At 36.9% G+C, this 18269-nt stretch carries 13 protein-coding genes; 12 read left to right on the top strand and 1 reads right to left on the bottom strand.

Going from position 1 to position 18269, the window contains the following annotated elements:
* Positions 1-78 precede the first annotated feature (78 nt).
* Positions 79-2673: an ATP-dependent chaperone ClpB gene (clpB, locus tag BBI00_RS22580; protein ID WP_065401148.1), complete on the bottom strand. Its 2595-nt coding sequence runs from the start codon at positions 2671-2673 to the stop codon at positions 79-81.
* Between the two features lie 277 nt (positions 2674-2950).
* Between clpB and BBI00_RS22575 the strand changes: the two genes are divergently transcribed.
* From BBI00_RS22575 to BBI00_RS22520, 12 genes are all read left to right on the top strand, one after another.
* Positions 2951-4084, top strand: coding sequence for an ABC transporter ATP-binding protein (locus BBI00_RS22575; RefSeq protein ID WP_065401095.1), 1134 nt, complete (start codon positions 2951-2953; stop codon positions 4082-4084).
* Positions 4085-4090: 6 nt separating this feature from the next.
* The gene (locus BBI00_RS22570) at positions 4091-5533 is read left to right on the top strand and encodes a hypothetical protein (protein ID WP_065401094.1); all 1443 of its coding nucleotides are present in this window, start codon (positions 4091-4093) and stop codon (positions 5531-5533) included.
* A 5-nt stretch (positions 5534-5538) separates the two neighbouring features.
* A complete protein-coding gene (locus BBI00_RS22565) occupies positions 5539-6117 on the top strand; it encodes a TetR/AcrR family transcriptional regulator (protein WP_065401093.1) in 579 nt (192 codons plus the stop codon).
* A gap of 175 nt (positions 6118-6292) precedes the next feature.
* On the top strand, positions 6293-7609 hold the full coding sequence (locus BBI00_RS22560) for a phenylacetate--CoA ligase family protein (protein ID WP_065401092.1): 1317 nt from the start codon (positions 6293-6295) through the stop codon (positions 7607-7609).
* Positions 7609-8694 carry a 2Fe-2S iron-sulfur cluster-binding protein gene (locus BBI00_RS22555; protein WP_065401091.1) on the top strand — a complete coding sequence of 362 codons (1086 nt, stop codon included), beginning with the start codon at positions 7609-7611 and terminating at the stop codon, positions 8692-8694. Before BBI00_RS22560 ends, BBI00_RS22555 begins: the two co-directional genes overlap by 1 nt.
* 115 nt (positions 8695-8809) lie before the next feature.
* Positions 8810-9748, top strand: coding sequence for a 1,2-phenylacetyl-CoA epoxidase subunit PaaA (gene paaA, locus BBI00_RS22550; RefSeq protein WP_065393409.1), 939 nt, complete (start codon positions 8810-8812; stop codon positions 9746-9748).
* A 102-nt stretch (positions 9749-9850) separates the two neighbouring features.
* Positions 9851-10132 carry a 1,2-phenylacetyl-CoA epoxidase subunit PaaB gene (gene paaB / locus BBI00_RS22545; RefSeq protein WP_002981782.1) on the top strand — a complete coding sequence of 94 codons (282 nt, stop codon included), beginning with the start codon at positions 9851-9853 and terminating at the stop codon, positions 10130-10132.
* 70 nt (positions 10133-10202) lie between these two features.
* Positions 10203-10952, top strand: a complete 750-nt coding sequence (paaC, locus tag BBI00_RS22540) for a 1,2-phenylacetyl-CoA epoxidase subunit PaaC (RefSeq protein ID WP_065401090.1) — start codon at positions 10203-10205, stop codon at positions 10950-10952.
* A gap of 39 nt (positions 10953-10991) precedes the next feature.
* Positions 10992-13850, top strand: a complete 2859-nt coding sequence (locus BBI00_RS22535) for a T9SS type A sorting domain-containing protein (protein ID WP_065401089.1) — start codon at positions 10992-10994, stop codon at positions 13848-13850.
* A gap of 21 nt (positions 13851-13871) precedes the next feature.
* The gene (paaD, locus tag BBI00_RS22530; protein ID WP_065401088.1) at positions 13872-14339 is read left to right on the top strand and encodes a 1,2-phenylacetyl-CoA epoxidase subunit PaaD; all 468 of its coding nucleotides are present in this window, start codon (positions 13872-13874) and stop codon (positions 14337-14339) included.
* Positions 14340-14496: 157 nt separating this feature from the next.
* Positions 14497-16251, top strand: a complete 1755-nt coding sequence (locus tag BBI00_RS22525) for a Rossmann-fold NAD(P)-binding domain-containing protein (protein WP_065401087.1) — start codon at positions 14497-14499, stop codon at positions 16249-16251.
* A 182-nt stretch (positions 16252-16433) separates the two neighbouring features.
* Entirely contained in the window at positions 16434-18269 is a 1836-nt protein-coding gene (locus BBI00_RS22520) for a right-handed parallel beta-helix repeat-containing protein (protein ID WP_123902335.1), read from the top strand.

The following is an 18269-nucleotide window of genomic DNA, read 5'->3' as shown; positions in this document are numbered from 1 at the left end:
AAGTACAGAAAAAATAAGTGCCGCAGATTTCTCTACAGCACTTATCTACAAAAATTAATGTATATGAAAAAAAACTATTTATTGTTCGGTAGGTCTGAATACCAGGCCTGTTTCAACGAAGTAATCCAGTGTAATTCTGTCACCGTCGTTCACTTTTCCGGCAAGGATTTCTTTAGAAAGCTTGTTCAGCACTTCCTGCTGGATCACTCTTTTTAAAGGTCTTGCCCCGAAAGCCGGATCATAACCTTTATCCATCAGATAATCTACGGCATCCTGGGTAAATGTCATCACGATATTCCGTTTTGCTAACATATCATTGAATCCTCTCAACTGATACTGAACGATTTTTCCGATTTCTTTTTTTCTTAAAGGCTGGAACAATACGATCTCATCAATCCTGTTCAGGAATTCAGGACGTAAAGTCTGTTTCAGAAGATCAAAAACCTCTTCTTTGGTTTTTTCCACAATCTCATCCTGGTTTTGCTCGGTAAGATTTTCAAAATTCTCCTGAATCAGATGCGATCCTAAATTCGAAGTCATGATGATGATTGAATTTTTGAAATTCACCACACGCCCCTTGTTGTCAGTCAGACGTCCGTCATCCAAAACCTGCAGTAATGTATTGAAAACATCAGGATGCGCTTTTTCAATCTCATCCAGAAGTACAACCGAATAAGGTCTTCTTCTCACAGCTTCAGTAAGCTGCCCGCCTTCATCATATCCCACGTATCCCGGAGGCGCACCTACCAGCCTGGAAACACTGTGGCGTTCCTGATATTCACTCATATCAATCCTTGTCATATTATTTTCATCATCAAACAGGAATTCTGCAAGTGCTTTGGCAAGCTCGGTTTTTCCGACTCCGGTTGTTCCGAGGAATAAGAAAGATCCGATAGGTTTCTTATCATCGCTCAGCCCGGCTCTGTTTCTTCGGATAGCATCCGCTACGGCTTCAATGGCTTCATCCTGTCCTACCACTCTGTGATGGAGCTCAGACTCCAGATTCAACAGTTTATCTCTTTCTGATTGCAATAACTTGGTAACAGGAATGCCTGTCCATTTAGCAATAACTTCGGATATATTTTCTGCGGTTACTTCTTCCTTGATCAGCTCATTCTGGTGGTTCTGCATTTCCAGTTCCACTTTGGCAAGCTCGTCTTCTTTTTCACGGAGTTTTCCATATTGGATCTCCGCTACCTTTGCATAATCTCCGGCTCTGGAAGCTCTTTCTGCCTCTAATTTCAGAGATTCAATATCTTTTTTGATCTGGGTAAGATCTTCACTTTTTTGTTTTTCTTTCAGCCATTTGGCATTGATTTCATTTCTCTCTTCAGAAATTTTAGCAATATCTTCTTTTAAATGGTCGATTTTTGTCTGGTTACCCTCCCTTGAGATTGCTGCCAGTTCAATTTCCAGCTGCATCAGTCTTCTGTCTAAAACATCCAGTTCTTCCGGCTTGGAGTTGATCTCCATTCTCAGTTTGGCAGAAGCCTCATCAATAAGGTCAATCGCCTTATCCGGTAAAAAACGGTCAGAAATATATCGCTGGGACATTTCTACAGCAGCAATAATCGCTTCATCTTTGATTCTTACCTTATGGTGAGCTTCATATTTATCTTTGATCCCACGAAGAATGGAAATTGCAGACTCCGTATCCGGCTCTTCTACCATTACCTTCTGGAAACGTCTTTCTAATGCTTTATCCTTTTCAAAATACTTCTGATACTCATTCAGCGTTGTGGCTCCGATGGCTCTCAGCTCACCTCTTGCCAAAGCCGGTTTCAGAATGTTGGCAGCATCCATGGCGCCTTCGCCGCCACCGGCACCTACCAATGTGTGGATCTCATCGATGAACAGGATGATCTGCCCGTCTGATTTAATCACTTCGTTGACTACAGATTTCAGACGCTCTTCAAATTCACCTTTGTATTTGGCGCCGGCGATCAGTGCTCCCATATCCAATGAGTATAAAGTTTTATCCATCAGATTTTCAGGAACGTCACCGCTGATGATTCTGTGGGCAATTCCTTCAGCAATTGCTGTTTTACCTACACCCGGTTCACCAATGAGGATCGGGTTGTTTTTTGTTCTTCGGGAAAGAATCTGCAAAACCCTTCTGATCTCTTCATCACGTCCGATCACAGGATCCAGTTTTCCTTCCGCTGCTAATTCATTGAAGTTTTTAGCATATTTATTCAGGGATTGGTAAGTCTCTTCAGAGCTTGCAGAAGTGGCTTTGCTCCCTTTTCTTAATTCTTTAATTGCTCCCTCCAGTAAGCTTTTGGTTACGCCCATATCTTTCAGCATTTTGGAAACTTCAGAACCTGTCTCCAAAAGGGATAGCCATAAATGTTCAATCGTTACATATTCATCGCCCATTTTTTTGGCAATATTGGGTGCGTCCAGCAAAACTTTGTTGGCGGATTGTGAAAGGTAGATGTTCCCTCCCTGTACTTTAGGGAGTTTTTCCAGGCTTTCACGGTTACGCTCTCTCACCAGGTTGGCATCTGCTTCAGATTTTTTAAGTAAGAAAGGTGATATATTTTCATCTACCTGAAAGATACCTTCAAGTAGGTGTTGAGGTTCAATACTTTGGTTGCCGAGTTCCATGGCAACCTGTTGTGCTGCCTGGATGGCTTCTTGTGATTTTACAGTATATTGGTTTAAGTTCATATTTTTATATTTTTGTAATGATATGTTCCGGTTTAATTTTCCTAAAAACATCAAGAAACTAAATTTTCAGGCTCAGTTTCTTAATGCCATCAATTATTTAATCATTTAATCGATTAGCTTATCGCAAAAACTGTTCAATTATTAAATTTACAAAAAATTAGGACAAAATTTCCGGATTTGTTATTTTTAACGTAAAATTAACTTGACAAAATTTCCGGATTTGGTATTGTGGAGGAAAAACAAATATTTAATATCTTTTCGTCCGAAATAAAAACCGATGAAAACTTTTCATGAGCATAAGGAAGAAGTAACGGAACAGATCAGTTCCGGAAACTATGACCACGCCCTGAAGCGGATCATAGATTTTACCCTGGATACCGAAAATATCAAACTGTATAAAAAGACCAATGCATTTCTTGCATGGTATGATTCTCACCAGAATTCTGAGGAACTGTCCCGGAAGCTTACGGCACTTTTGTCTGAAATCAGCAGTGAGCTGCAGAAAAAAGAGCCCTTGGACCGCCATATCCTTACCAAAATGATCGGATGGGAGAAAAAATACTCCAAAGCTTTTACACTGGGACCCATGAACCTGGAGATCAGAACCGGTGAGATTGTAGGCCTGGTAGGGGAAAACGGTAACGGGAAGACCACACTCCTCCGGTCTTTGTGTGGCGAACTGAGGGCTGATAAAGGAGAGCTTTATTATCTTTTTCCCTATACGGATACCTATGACTTACGTTCCAAACTGATTTATATTCCACAGCGTACCCCATCATGGCGGGGAGGTCTTCTGCAGAATCTTTTATTTACAGCAGTTTCATATGGTTATTCTCCAGGTGAAGCGGTTGAAGTTACAGAACTTATCATGGCAAGACTCGGACTGAGAAGATTCAGAGAATATTCCTGGAAAAATCTGAGCTCAGGATATAAAATGCGGTTTGAACTGGCCAGAATGCTTTTAAGAAAGCCAAAGATCCTGCTGATTGATGAGCCGCTTGCCAATCTGGATATCATTGCTCAGCAAACCGTTTTGGAAGACCTCAGGCAGATCGCAGGTTCACCGTTCAGACCTTTGGCGGTAGTGCTCAGTTCCCAGCAGCTGTATGAAGTTGAAAAGAATTCCAGCCAGATTATCTTTCTTAAGAACGGAAAACAGCAGGATCTGAACAGGGGCGAAGTTGTATCCCTTATTATAGAGTTTGAAACTGATGAAAATATTACCGAACTTAAGTGTAAGCTCTCACAGCTTCCTCTTCAATCTCTGGAACAGAACGGAAGTACTTTTGTAGCTGTTTTCCACAAAGAAATGAAAAGGGAGGATTTTATCCGTTTCTGTCTGGAACAAGCTGTCAATATTGCTTATTTCCGTGATATTTCAAAATCAAGCCGGGTTTTCTTTTTAAAATAGAGTCTTATGTTTAAAAAAATTGATACTGCATTACTGCTTCGTTTCCCCATGCTATGGAATACCAAGTTTCCTTATATGATTATAATAGGACTCCTGTTTTGGCTGCTCGCCTTCTTTATAGGTTTCTGGTTCAATGATTTTGGTGAAAACCTGTATGATCAGAATACTTATTTTAATAGAAACCGGGATATTGCAGCAGCAGGAACCGGAATTACAGGAGGAGTTATTGCACTTGTATGGTTTTTCTTTTATATCAGGAATAACGGTTTCAAATCATTATATCCCAAAAAGAAAACGGATCTTTTTAAGGAATGGCTGATCGTATTTATCATCCTGTCTTTTCTTTCAATGGCATTCTTTTGTGTGATGCTTGGAAGTAAATACGCCGCCCTGACTGTCTTTTCACAGGATGAGCTCAAGCGGAATGCTGAAATTGCCTATAAAGGCAGGTTGCTTTTGCTGAATGACGATTATAATAAAGAAAGGCAACAGGTTCTTTATTTTAAAGATCCGGTGGATTCTATAAGCTACAGCGCAGACAGTGATGTCTTCAAATATAAAGGCCGTGAGTATCCCTGGAAAAGCATGATCGCCAACCAGGACCGGGATGTTTATTATTTCAATAGCGATATGGATTCTTTATATACGGATCAGGTCAGGATGCTTTATTATAATAATGATTCTGTACGGTTGGAAAAAACATTGAAACAGTTTTTTGAACTGCTTAAAAGGCATGACTTAAAAACTAACGTTACTCCCGCAATATGGTTTAAGTATTTCTATCATAAACCGGATTTTGTATCCAACGTACATATTTACGACGGAAGCGAATATACTGTTTCATTTCCTGAGGAATCTATAAATACAAAACAGCTGTATGTAGAATCCTATCTGCTGAAGAGCTATTATGAAAAAATCATCAACAGCCGGGAAACTGAGATTTTTAATCCTGAGGTTTTTGTAGCCTTATTATATCTGGCGCTTAGCCTTTCTACGGTTGTTATTGCATTCAGGGTTTCTTCAATACGGCAGTGGTTTGTTTCTTTAGTCACAGTATTAGTGATGGTTCTAATTAATGCTGCTTTACTGGGGCTTACCGGAGACTATTTCACCGACTTTAAAAATTTTTTGATAGCTTTGCTCGCGGAATTAATTATTTTCGTGTTGCTCATTCTTGTATCCGGATACAGGAAAAATCTGTCTGCAGTGGCACTGAATGTACTTATTTTAGGCTTTCCTTTTGTGGTTCCTTTTATCGCTATTGTAGTTTATAAAGTGTTTGGGAGTTTGCAGGATCGCCAGTTTGAGATACCATACATTCAGGGTGAATACTATAGTAATGACAGTTTTTTAAGAGATGTGGCAGCCGTAAATCTTATTGTAGTAGGTATGGTATTGTTCTTTTTACTGAAAACGGTACGGAATCGTAAAGCCCTTCCAGGAAACTGAGAAATATGGAACTTAAAGAAAAACAAAGAAAAATATTAGACGTAGCCGTAGAACTTTTCAAAGAGAAAGGTTATATGGGAAGCTCTGTAAGGGATCTCGCTACGAAACTCAATATCAAGGCGGCATCGCTGTATGCACATATCCGTTCAAAGGAAGAAATTCTGGAATGGATCTGCTTTGGGATTGCTCAGGAGTTTTTCGATGAGCTTCAGGAGGTTAAAAATACTGAGATTGAACCCAAAGAAAAACTGAACCTTTTTCTGGATAAACACCTGTCTGTTGTTCTTAAAAACAGAGATGTTACTCATATCTATTCCAATGAGTGGAGACACCTGGAAGAAAGACTTCCCGAATTTGTAGAACTCAGGAAAAATTATCAGCAGGAAGTGGAATCGCTGATCTCAGAAATTTATCAGGCTGAAAAATGGGAACTGAAATCCCCGTCATTTACTACAAGATTTATTCTTCATACGCTTAACAATTCCTATTTCTGGTTCAAAAGAAACAGTGATTCTACAGATGAAATTACAGAAGAAATAAGGGATAAGATCCTTTATGGACTTTTAGGAAACCAGAATAGATAAGACCCTCTTTGCTCTTCTGACAATCGAAGGTCACAGTATTAAACTTCTGTGTCTTAACAGCTCACAATTTCAGGCAGGTTATTTAGAATCATTCAAAATATGACGAAAATCATAAAAATTTTGTCACCTTCCAAAATCTTTTTAAATTTACACCTAACAAATGTTAGTTAGTTTTATGGATTTTTCAGTTGAATATCTGGAGCTGGATCAGTTGAGACAGCTTCAATCCGGCCGGTTGATCAGTCTGATCGATTATTTGGGAGAGAAGTCGGAATTTTATAAAAAGAAATTTGATGAATTGCAGATCTCTCCACAGGAAATAAGGTCGATAGAAGATATTACGAAACTTCCGATTACTTACAAGCAGGATTTAAGAGATAACTATCCCTTCGGACTGTTTACTGTTCCTAAAAGTGAGCTTCAGAGAATTCACTGTTCAAGCGGAACAACCGGGAAACCAACAGTAGTGGGATATACAAAAGAAGATGTAGACCTTTTCAGCGAAGTGGTGGCCAGATCTTTATATGCAGCCGGAGCCAGACCTGGGATGCAGCTTCACAATGCCTATGGCTATGGAATTTTTACAGGCGGACTGGGACTTCATTATGGTGCTGAAAAGCTCGGGATGAGTGTTCTTCCTATCTCGGGAGGTATGACAGCCAGACAGGTGGATCTGATTATGGACTTTAAACCTGAAGTGATCTGCTGTTCGCCGTCTTATGCGTTGACCATCGCTGATGAATTTGCTAACAGGGGGATCTCTGCACAAGATATCAGCCTTAAATATGCTGTATTAGGATCAGAACCCTGGACGGAAATTATCAGAGGTCACATTGAGGAGAGGTTAGGAGTTCATGCCACCAATATTTATGGATTAAGTGAAATTATCGGGCCGGGAGTTTCCATGGAGGATTTTGAAGAAAAAGGCGGCTCTTACATCTGGGAAGACCATTTTTATCCTGAAATTCTGGATCCGGTAACGAAACAGCCGTTACCTTTCGGAGAAGAAGGAGTTTTGGTGATCACTACTTTAACGAAGCAGGCGATGCCGCTTTTACGGTACTGGACAAATGATATCACAAGCCTTTATTATGACGAAAATGCCAAAAGAACCATGGTGAAAATGAAACCGATTATTGGCAGAGCAGATGATATGCTGATCGTAAGAGGAGTAAACGTTTATCCCAGCCAGATTGAAGATGCTTTTTCACATGTAAAAGGAGTGGTTCCCAATTACTATCTTACACCGGTTGAAAAAGAACAGATGTGTGTAGCCTTAGATATTGACGTTGAAATTGATGACGAACTGGTAAAGGCTCAGAAAATAGAAGCAGATACCGACGATTATTTTAATTTTGTCGGAAGCTTCGGAAAAAATATAGAAAACGAAATCAAGAAAAGGGTTGGCATCACTACAAAAGTGAAAGTTCATGCCCAGGACAGTTTGCCGAAGTGCGAAGGTGGAAAAATTAATAGAATACTAAAAAAATAATGAATTCATTTTATAAACTTAAAACGGTCAGAGTTCAGAAAGATACTTCAGACGCTGTTAACGTAGCGGTGGAAATTCCTGAAGAGCTGAAAGACAAGTTCAGGTTCAAACAAGGACAGTACCTTAATTTCCGGATGATGATTAACGGAAACGAAGAGAGACGTTCTTACTCCATCTGTAACGCTCCAAGCGAAAAGGGGAATACCCTGGAAGTATTGGTGAAATTATTGGAGGGAGGAAAGGTATCAGGATATTTCAATGAGCATCTTCATATGGATGAAATGCTGGAAGTAATGCCTCCGATGGGTGGTTTTAATACGTCTTACCACCCGACCAACGTAAAAACTTATATCGGGTTGGCAGCAGGAAGCGGAATTACTCCGGTGTTGTCCAATATTAAAGAAAGTCTTTATCAGGAGCCTAAAAGCAATGCTTATCTTTTCTACAGCAACAGAAGTATGAACCATGTTTTGAGAAAAGCTGAGATTGATAAGCTGGTAGAGCAGTTCAACGGAAGGCTTAAAGTGATTTATCTGGTAAGCCGTGAGAAGCATGAAGATCCTGTTTTTGAGGGAAGAATTTCTGCTGAAAAATTAGATCAGCTGTTTGAAAGATATTCAGAGATCGATGTAAAAGAAGCAACTTATTTTATCTGTGGTCCTTCAGAAATGATCAAAGGAATTGCAGATTACTTAAAGAAAGATAAAAAAGTACCTGCCATCCAGGTTTTATTTGAATATTTCACCGCTCCTGACGAAGAAAATACAGAGGAGATGAGTGATGAATTCAAGGCAATTGCCAATATTGAAAGTATGGTAACGGTGATCATTGATGATGATGAATATTCGTTCCATCTTAATTCCAAAAAAGAGAGTATCTTAGATAAAGCATTGAAAGACAATCTTCCTGTTCCTTTTGCATGTAAAGGAGGAGTTTGTTGTACGTGTAAGGCGGAAGTTCTGGAAGGAGAAGTTTTCATGGAGAAAAACTACGCACTTACCGAAGAAGAAGTAGCAAGAGGCTATGTTCTTACCTGCCAATGTCACCCGACGACAAATGTGGTGATGCTTAATTATGATGTTTAGGATAATTTGAAAATGAGTCAATGGGTAAATTTGAAAATGTCATTATCGTATTTTAATTTTCAAATTGCCTGATTCTCAAATTTTCAAATTAATTAATTTTTCAAATTAAAAAATTATGGACTTAGAAAAATTTGTTCAATACGTTCACGAAGAAAATAAAGTAGAACCCAAAGATGTAATGCCGGATGATTACAGAAAACTATTGGTTCGTCAGATTTCACAGCATGCCCATTCTGAAATTGTAGGAATGCTGCCGGAAGCCAACTGGATCTCCAGAGCCCCTTCATTGAGAAGAAAAATGGCTCTTCTGGCTAAAGTTCAGGATGAGGCAGGACATGGTTTATACCTGTATTCTGCTACTGAAACCTTGGGAGACGGAAGCATCAGGGCAGACAGAGATGCTACTTATGATGATATGCTGGAAGGAAAAGCAAAGTACTCAAGCATCTTCAATTATCCAACGCTAAGCTGGGCAGATATCGGTGCGATCGGCTGGCTGGTAGATGGAGCGGCTATTATGAACCAGGTAATGCTGATGGGGAATTCTTACGGGCCTTATTCAAGAGCGATGGTGAAGATCTGTAAAGAAGAATCTTTTCATCAAAGACAGGGATATGAAATCCTGATGGCACTTTGCCGTGGTACCAAACAGCAGAAAGAAATGGCTCAGGCTTCGTTAAACCGTTTCTGGTGGCCGGCTTTAATGATGTTTGGCCCGAATGATGACAGCTCACCCAACTCTAAAATCTCTATGAACTACAGGGTAAAGAGAGAAAGTAATGACAGCCTTCGTCAGAGGTTTATCGACGTTACCGTTTCTCAGGCTGAATTCCTGGGATTGACGATTCCTGATAAAGATCTGAAATGGAACGAGGAAAGACAGCATTATGATTTCGGAGAACTTCCCTGGGATGAATTCATGGAAATCTTAAAAGGAAACGGACCTTGTAATAAAAAACGTATCGAAACAAAGAGAAAAGCGCAGAGAGAGAATTCCTGGGTAAAAGAAGCGGCAATAGCCTTTGCAGAGAAACAACAAAAAGAAGTAATATAATTTAATGCATTCGTTTGAAAATGGGCAAATTTGAAAATGTAGCTGCTGCAGATTAATTTTCAAATTACCTGATTTTCAAATTTTCAAATTCTCAATTAAAATATGGCAAATTTAGATATGTGGGAAGTGTTTATTCAGACTAAACCGGGATTATCTCACAAACACGTTGGAATTGTACAGGCGCCAACAGCAGAAATGGCCTTACAAAACGCAAGAGACGTATACACAAGAAGAAAAGAAGGAACTTCTGTATGGGTAGTACCAAGTAAGTATATCGTGACTTCAGAAGGAGTAGACAAAGAAGCTTTCTTTGATCCGGCTGATGACAAACTGTACCGTCACCCTACTTTCTACGAAATCCCAAACGATGTAAAAAATATGTAAAACATCTATTGGCTGATAGCTGCCTGCAACCTGCCAAAAGCTATACGCCAAAAAACAAAAGCTAAAAATAATGAACCCATTATATAATTATCTATTAAAATTAGCAGACGACAGTTTCATTATGGGACAGCGTCTGTCTGCGTGGTGCGGTGAAGGTCCTTATCTGGAGGAAGATATCGCATTGACGAATATTGCGTTGGATGAACTTGGTCAGGCGAATAACTTTTATGTGTATGCTTCAAGAGTGATTGACAACGGCAAAAGTGAAGATGATATCGCATTTTTGAGATATGAGCACGAATATCTAAATGCCCACTGGACAGAACTTCCCAACGAAGACTATGCACAGACAATTCTTAAAGTATATGTGTTTTCTGTATATCAGAAGCTGATGTATGAAGCATTGTCAAATTCTTCTAATGATGAACTTTCTGCAATTGCCCAGAAATCACTGAAAGAGGTAAGATACCACTATACGCACGCTTCTTCCTGGATGAAAATCTTTGCCCAGGGAACAGAAGAAAGCCGCCAGCGTCTGGAGAAAGCCATCGAAAATATCTGGGAATATACCAAAGGCCTTTTTGCCAAAACAGAAGGTGAAGACGATCTTGTTGCTTTAAATATCGTTCCGGATACAGATGTTCTTTATGAAGACTTTCTTACGATAACGAAGAAAGATTTCCAGGACTTTGGGCTAGAATATCCAACCAATCTGTTTATGCAGCCAAAATCGAGAACAGGATATCATACGGAATACTTCGGATATATTCTTTGTGAGCTTCAGTATATGCAGAGAGCGTATCCTGGGTGTACGTGGTAGATTAAGTTTCCCTTTCATTCACACTAATAACCGAAAAATATGAAATACTTTTGCAGCCTATTACTTTTTTCTGCCACCTTAGGAGCACAGGTGCAACCTGTTATCTATGATACCATAGCTCTAAACCTGGGGAATGATACTATTAAGGCTAATAATACTACAATACAAAATGTAATTACGCTTAGTAAAACATTTAGAGGACTTCCTAAACTAATAAAGATTGATACGGCTAATAATTATCAACCGGTTTTTAGCAGTGATACGTGGCCGCCAGGTGCATGGTCAAGAGGTTATTTTAGTGGATATATAGGGAACTACAAAAAATTCTATGAATATGATCCGGATGCAAAGTATTCTGGTTTCTGGAGTAGCCATCCCCAACCAAGAGATACAAGTAAGCAGATACGTGCTATGATTCACTATGATAATTATTATTCAAACTCCCAGAATTCTCCTACAATTATTCAAGGATTAGAATATTTAATATCACAACAGGTTAAAAATCCAGCTAATAGTTTAGCATTTGGTGGTTATATTTACTGGTGGTCAAGAGAAGGTAAAGATATATTTGACCAAATTGATACCCTAGGAAATATATCCCAGAATAGCGTACATGTATTTGAAACAGGCAGTGCTATAGCAGGGCTTTGTGAAGGGTATCTATATTTGAAAAAAAATAATATTCAACTTCCGGGAGGTTTATATGACGCTATTGTTAATGCTGCGGATAACTTAAATACGGTAGATCTAATTGGATATAATTCTGAAAATTACACTGCTTTTGGATTATGGGGGCTTACAAAGGCTTATAAAATAACACAGAACTGTAAGTATTTAGAAAAAATTATTCAGCTTAGTAATTGGTTGCTAGATCAGCAGTCCAATGAAACAGGGATATGTAATGGCACCTGGAAGAATGGTGTAGAAACACTTCCTAATGGTCAAAAAGTATATCATGAATCAAAAATTAATTACCATGCAATTATTTTAAGGGGACTAATTGAGTCTTTAGACGGGATCCCCAAGTCAAATGTTGTATTAAGAGAGAGACTGATTGCAGGTATTAAAAAGGGTATTAATCATATTATTAAATATAGGGTGGAATATGAAAATGCTTCTTATTTAGGAACTTTAAGCACTTTTTATAGTACCATAGAGTGTGAGAAAATAGCTAATTTGAATAACAAAGACTATTATTCTTTTTTGTACTCTGATGATATTGTTGAGATGTTTGCGCTTTTGGCATATTATGCAAATTTTAATAAAGATAATTTTAGTCAAGCAGAAAATGATAGGTTAAAGAAACTTCTAAATATCATAAGTATTCATGCACAAACACGAATAGATCCGGATAATAATGGTGTACCTCCAGAGTTGACTCCTGATGAAAAAAAAGAAGACCAAAAAAGAAGAGCAGTCGATCAGATGGCCTCATTAGCTTACTATTTAGACTATACAAAAGCAATTAAAAACAATACAAAAGTCTTTGAAGTAGACAATACCAACTTCTTTGATTCAGAAAAAACATCAAAACCTGTTTCTTTAGATTTTGATCATGATGGGGTAAGAGATGAGGTAGCCTATTTCAGTACCAATGGGGATAAAACATTTTTAAATGTGGCTAAAATGGCCCCTGACGGATCTATATCTTCCGTGAAAAATGTTTGGGGATCCGCGGGATATCCGCTTGAATTATTTTCAGATAGAATCGTTTCCGGAGATTTTAACGGTGATGGCTATTTTGATGATATAGCTGTGATGTATTATTATGGAGGAGGAGAAACAAGGATACATGTATTTGAAGGAACCGGATCCGGTTTTATTTATAGTAATGAAGCCCAGGGATGGTGGAAAGAGACAGGTTATTATGCTAATCTGATTGGTGACAGGATGGTATCCGGAGATTTTGATAATAATAACATTCATAATGATATAGCTGTAATGTATGATTATGGAAATGGAGAAACAATAATACATGTATTTCAAGGACAGGGAAGTAATAAGTCTTTTAAATACCTTGGGGCGGATGGTTTTTGGAAAAGTACATCCTATCCAGCAAATAATATCATAAGTAATATTGTATCCGGAAATTTTGATAATGACGGCAGACATAATGATATTGCAGTTTTCTATAAAAATAGTAACGATGCCACTGCTGTACATGTGTTTCAAGGAATGGGCTCAAGTTTTGTTTTTCATCAATGGTGGGCTGATAGCGGCTATCCTTTTAATCAGTTTGCCAAAAGGATTGTTTCCGGTAATTTTTATGATGGAAACAAAAGAGATGATATTGCGGTACTTTATGAATCTGATCCGGAGCATACAAATCTGCAGCTTTTCCAGGGAAAGGGAGATCACTTTAATTATTTAGGATCTACAGGATATTGGGCGTCCACAAACTATGATTCCAAAAAGATAAAAGGAAAACTTGTTGATTTCAATATTGAAAATGATGATAAATCCCAGATTTTTGCCATGTATAATGTTTCAAACAAAGATTCAAAACTACAGGTATTTAAAAATAATATGTACAACACACCGCCGAATTTTGCGCTCAGTGAGGTAAAGGACTGGTGGAAGAATACATGTTATGGGGATGTCAATTTACAGAATCAGCATGTACCGTCAAGCGTAAGCAGAATGGTCGGTAGACCTTCAGAAAAGGATACTTCAGATAAAATTTCGGACATCAGGATATATAAAGATTCCGGCTTCTATGAAGTGGTATCTCAGGAGAAAATAAAAAGTATACAGATTGTTGATTTCTCAGGTAAGGTGATACAGGAATACACTGGGATTTTTTCAAACCGATTCAGGTTTGATATTTTAAAAGGAAACTATATTGTAAAAGTATCTGATATTAATAATAAAATTTCAACTAAGAAAATACTTGATTAATAGTATTTTCAAATTTAAAATATGCAAAACAATATTTTAAACTTATTAAAAACCATTCCCGATCCGGAAATCCCGGTGATTGATATCGTGGAGCTGGGAATCGTAAGAGATGCACAAATCACAGGTGAGAATACTTGTGAAGTAACGATTACGCCTACTTATTCTGCATGTCCTGCAATGTTTACCATTGAAGAGGATATTATCAAAATGATGAAAGAGAACGGATGGGATGCCAAAGTAGTCACCAAAATGTTCCCGATATGGACAACAGACTGGTTGACAGATGAAGCGAGAGAAAAACTCCGGGCCTATGGAATCACTCCCCCGGAAAAAGGAGCAGACGAACACCACATCGGGAAACCGAAAAAATGCCCGCGTTGCGGTTCTGAACATACCAAACAGATCAGCCGTTTCGGGTCTACACTTTGTAAGGCTTCTTACCAGTGTTTAGACTGCCTGGAGCCGTTCGATTATTTTAAATGTCATTAGAATAATTCGTGTTGCCTGTTTATGTTCTGTGAGATCTCAATTTACTTTTTAAATAAAAAAATAATACGACGAGTTTTGTCGTTAACGGCCATTAGTTTTGTTACAGTATCATTCTTTAATGATCAGATTAAAAAATTAACTAACACAAACATTAATTATGACAAATTGTAACAAACCTACATTTCCTTTAATTTGTAATGATGCAGATTTTAGCGAGCTATTTCACAATACGGGAGAGCAGATCTATTATCAGAAAATTGATCCTGTGCATGCCAGCCATGTAGATGGAGTAGTTCTTCTTGAAAGAAACGGAAACTATTATAAAGCGATTTACACAGAAAACACCATCAATATTGAATGGTACAGATGTCTTTATACAAACCCGTTGATTGATAATGATGAAGCTATGATCACTCAGGCGATTAAAACTGCAGCATATTTAGGAGCAACGTTAAGATTTGATGCAAGAGAGTATATTGTAAACAGACAATTGGAATTTCAAAATCTTTCCTGCTTCAAGCTTTTGGGAGATGGACAGCGTACATGGATCAAATCAAGTAGTAAAGAAAAGATTGAAGGAGCTTATTTCAATTTTACGGACTGTGATAATTTTATTATAGAAGGTTTGAAGTTTGACCTGAATAAAAGTAATCTACCTGTTTATAATTCTGTAGATAATTCTACAGATAAAGAATATAATGGGGGAATATTCATTACTAAATCATACAATATAAAAATTACAAACTGTCACTTTTTTGATTTGTATAATCGTGCAGTACATATTTATTCTTGTCTTAAAGGGAATATTATTGTTAGTGATAATCTTTTTGAAAGCGGGCTCCAGGAACAATCTTACATGATGGAGCATTTGGTAATTGCGCAATGTAGCTGGGCAAATGTAGTTGTAGAAAATAATAATTTCATAAATGCTGAAAACCATAATCCTGATCATGGAGTGGTAGCTATTTATGCTTTTGAACTTGGTGAGTTTGGATCTGTGCTAATAAATAACAATAATTTTGAATATTGTGGAAGAAATCATGCGGGGGGGCACAGGCTTTATGCAATTGATTTCTATGATTATGTCGATAATTTTATTATTTCAAATAATACATTTAAAAACTTAACCTGGGGAGCTATTAGATTTGATGGAACCCGAAAAAATGGCATTATCTGTGATAATATTTTTCATCAATTGATCGCAGATGAGGACGGAATGATTATGGTAGCTTCAAGAGAAGAAGAAAAATATAATCAAACAGTGTTCAAAAATATCAGAATTCATAACAATATCCTGGACTCTGAAAATGAACTAAGCTACGGTATTACAGTACAAGGTCTTTCTCCTTTTTGTGCAGCAGAAAATATTGATATTTCAAATAATACAATGTACAATCTAAGATATGGAATTACAATTCATGGAGATGTAAGTGTTGTATCAATAAGTAATAATCAGGCTTTTAATCTTATAGGAATTGGTATTAGGGTAAAAGGATTTAAAACAGGACATGGAGATGTTCCTTTACAGCCTAAGAAAATAGAAAAAATTTATATTAATGATAACCATCTGAATGGGAGACAGGAACTTAGTTACAATGGATTTGTAGGAATCCAAATAGATGGATTAGATGTTGCAGATAAATTCATGGGTAGGGTACTCATTAATAATAACTTTATTTCGGGGAATACTACAGGAATGGGAGTAGTTATTAATATTGGTAAAACACTTGAAAACGTTGTTACTATTGCAAATAATACTCTTGAAAAACTGAAAACAGGTTTTTTCATACGAACAAAACAGGTGTTTGTTAAAGATAATTTGATTTATAATACCTCTGAACCTATTAGCGATGCAGATGTACCCGGCCAAACAATTTATCATGAAAATTTTAATAATAATGTAATGATTTAAAATGATTGCATTATAGTAGATAAAAATGATACGACAAGTTTTGTTGTTGATAGCGCTTAGCTTCAGTATCATTTTTAAATCTTATTTAAAATAATCGAAAAAAAATAATTATGACAAATTGTAACAGCCAGAAATTTCCTTCAACGTGTACCATTGGCAATTATGGGCACAAGGAATTTTTCATGAACACAGGAGAAGAAGTTTATTATCAGAAAATCACGGGAAGTAATTTGCCGGAAGATGACGTAGTTATCATTCTTAGAAATGGAGAGTATTATAAAGCTCTTTTAAACGAAAATACTATTAATATTGAATGGTATAGGTGTAATAAAAGATATACCAATGATGAGGCTATGATCACTCAGGCGATTAAAACTGCAGCATATTTAGGAGCAACGTTAAGATTTGATGCAAGAGAGTATATTGTAAACAGACAGCTTGCTTTTGAAAATCTCAATTGTTTTAAACTTTTGGGAGACAAACAGCATACTTTGATTAAGTCAGATACAACTGAGCGTTTCCGGTCTTATTATCTGAAATTTGTTAATTGTAATAACTTCATTATAGACGGAATTAAAATCGATCAGAATAAAAGCCATATTTCTCAGGTTTATACTGAAGCTGATTATAACATTATAGGGAGTGATGATACATTAAGAGACTTTAATGGAGGTATTTATATAACATTTATTCAGGATAGTTATACCGGAGGAACCATCAATATAGAAATTAAGAATTGTAGTTTTTTGGATCTGTATACGAGAGGATTGCAGTTCTATAATTGTAATACGGAGGGAGAAATAAAAATTACAGATAATTATTTTGAGAGTGAGATACAGACCCAAATGTATAGAATGGAACACCTGACGCTTTCTCAGTCCCATAATATAAACTTTACAATTGAAAATAACGTTTTCAAAAATAAAGTTCTAAGAGAAGCAAACGGTACTCCAATACCTAACTCGGCTCAAATGCCTTGTGGTATTTCTGCTTCCGATTGTGGACTGGTTGGTTCATTGTTGGTAAATAATAATTATTTTGAACTTTGTGGACGTGATAATACTGGTCACCATAGACTATTTGCAATAGATTTTTATGATAATGTAGATAATTTTATCATTTCAAATAATATTTTCAAAAATACAACATGGGGGGCAATACGTTTTGATGGCACTAGAATGAATGCGATTATTACGGATAATTATATCCATCAATTGATTACAAATGATAGTGGTATTATTAATTCAGCGACTAGAGAAATAGAGGGTGGTGTTGTCAAAAACTTCTCAATTTGTAATAATATTATTGAAGGAGTTGTTGGTAATAGTTATGGAATTCTTGTACAATCACAGGTCAATAACACAATAGTGGAGAATGTTAATATATCGAATAATACTTTTGATTATTTAAAAACAGCTGTACTGATTGTTGGAAGCATGAATAATATAAATGTTTCAAATAATATAGCTACTAATATGAGTGGAGTTGCTGTTGATTTTAAAGCTCATACTTCAATCCATACTTATGATTCTAATGGAAATATAATATCATCAGTACATCGCATTGCAGTACCTTTAGGAAAAGTGATGGTAAATAATAACAATTTTAAATCAATAACAACAGGTGAAGGGTTTGTTGGAGTTCAAGTAGATGGACTAAGTATACTTTCACAACAAAACTTAGATCATTATAAAAACTCGACAAAACGTATTGTAATTTCAGATAATCTATTGTATAGTAATAATGAAGGATATGGGGTTATCGTAAATTCAGTCCCTGAAATTTGGCCGGTCCCAACCTCAGGAGGACAGACTCTTCCAATCTTAGGAAGCTCATTAGATGGCAAAGTAACCGTTTCCGGGAATGAAATTAATGATGTTAAATATGGACTCTATTTAAGAGCTCATAAAACAATAGCAAAAGAAAATATTCTCTTTAACTGCAGTGTACAACCACTTCTGGAAGATTATATAGATAATATAAAGTTCAATAATTATTATAATAATATTCCAGTCTAA

The sequence above is a fragment of the Chryseobacterium arthrosphaerae genome (genome assembly GCF_001684965.1).
Taxonomy (GTDB): domain Bacteria; phylum Bacteroidota; class Bacteroidia; order Flavobacteriales; family Weeksellaceae; genus Chryseobacterium; species Chryseobacterium arthrosphaerae.
The sequence above is the reverse complement of the archived record's forward strand: the minus strand, read 5'-3'. Positions and strand labels throughout refer to the sequence as shown.

Excerpts from the sequence above, each read along its gene's own strand:
- BBI00_RS22535 (WP_065401089.1), top strand. The coding sequence starts at position 10,992 with ATGAAATACTTTTGCAGCCTATTACTTTTTTCTGCCACCTTAGGAGCA.
- BBI00_RS22555 (WP_065401091.1), top strand. The coding sequence starts at position 7,609 with ATGAATTCATTTTATAAACTTAAAACGGTCAGAGTTCAGAAAGATACT.
- paaD (WP_065401088.1), top strand. The coding sequence starts at position 13,872 with ATGCAAAACAATATTTTAAACTTATTAAAAACCATTCCCGATCCGGAA.
- paaB (WP_002981782.1), top strand. The coding sequence starts at position 9,851 with ATGGCAAATTTAGATATGTGGGAAGTGTTTATTCAGACTAAACCGGGA.
- paaA (WP_065393409.1), top strand. The coding sequence starts at position 8,810 with ATGGACTTAGAAAAATTTGTTCAATACGTTCACGAAGAAAATAAAGTA.
- BBI00_RS22520 (WP_123902335.1), top strand. The coding sequence starts at position 16,434 with ATGAACACAGGAGAAGAAGTTTATTATCAGAAAATCACGGGAAGTAAT.
- BBI00_RS22570 (WP_065401094.1), top strand. The coding sequence starts at position 4,091 with ATGTTTAAAAAAATTGATACTGCATTACTGCTTCGTTTCCCCATGCTA.
- BBI00_RS22575 (WP_065401095.1), top strand. The coding sequence starts at position 2,951 with ATGAAAACTTTTCATGAGCATAAGGAAGAAGTAACGGAACAGATCAGT.
- BBI00_RS22560 (WP_065401092.1), top strand. The coding sequence starts at position 6,293 with ATGGATTTTTCAGTTGAATATCTGGAGCTGGATCAGTTGAGACAGCTT.
- BBI00_RS22525 (WP_065401087.1), top strand. The coding sequence starts at position 14,497 with ATGACAAATTGTAACAAACCTACATTTCCTTTAATTTGTAATGATGCA.
- paaC (WP_065401090.1), top strand. The coding sequence starts at position 10,203 with ATGAACCCATTATATAATTATCTATTAAAATTAGCAGACGACAGTTTC.
- clpB (WP_065401148.1), bottom strand. The coding sequence starts at position 2,673 with ATGAACTTAAACCAATATACTGTAAAATCACAAGAAGCCATCCAGGCA.
- BBI00_RS22565 (WP_065401093.1), top strand. The coding sequence starts at position 5,539 with ATGGAACTTAAAGAAAAACAAAGAAAAATATTAGACGTAGCCGTAGAA.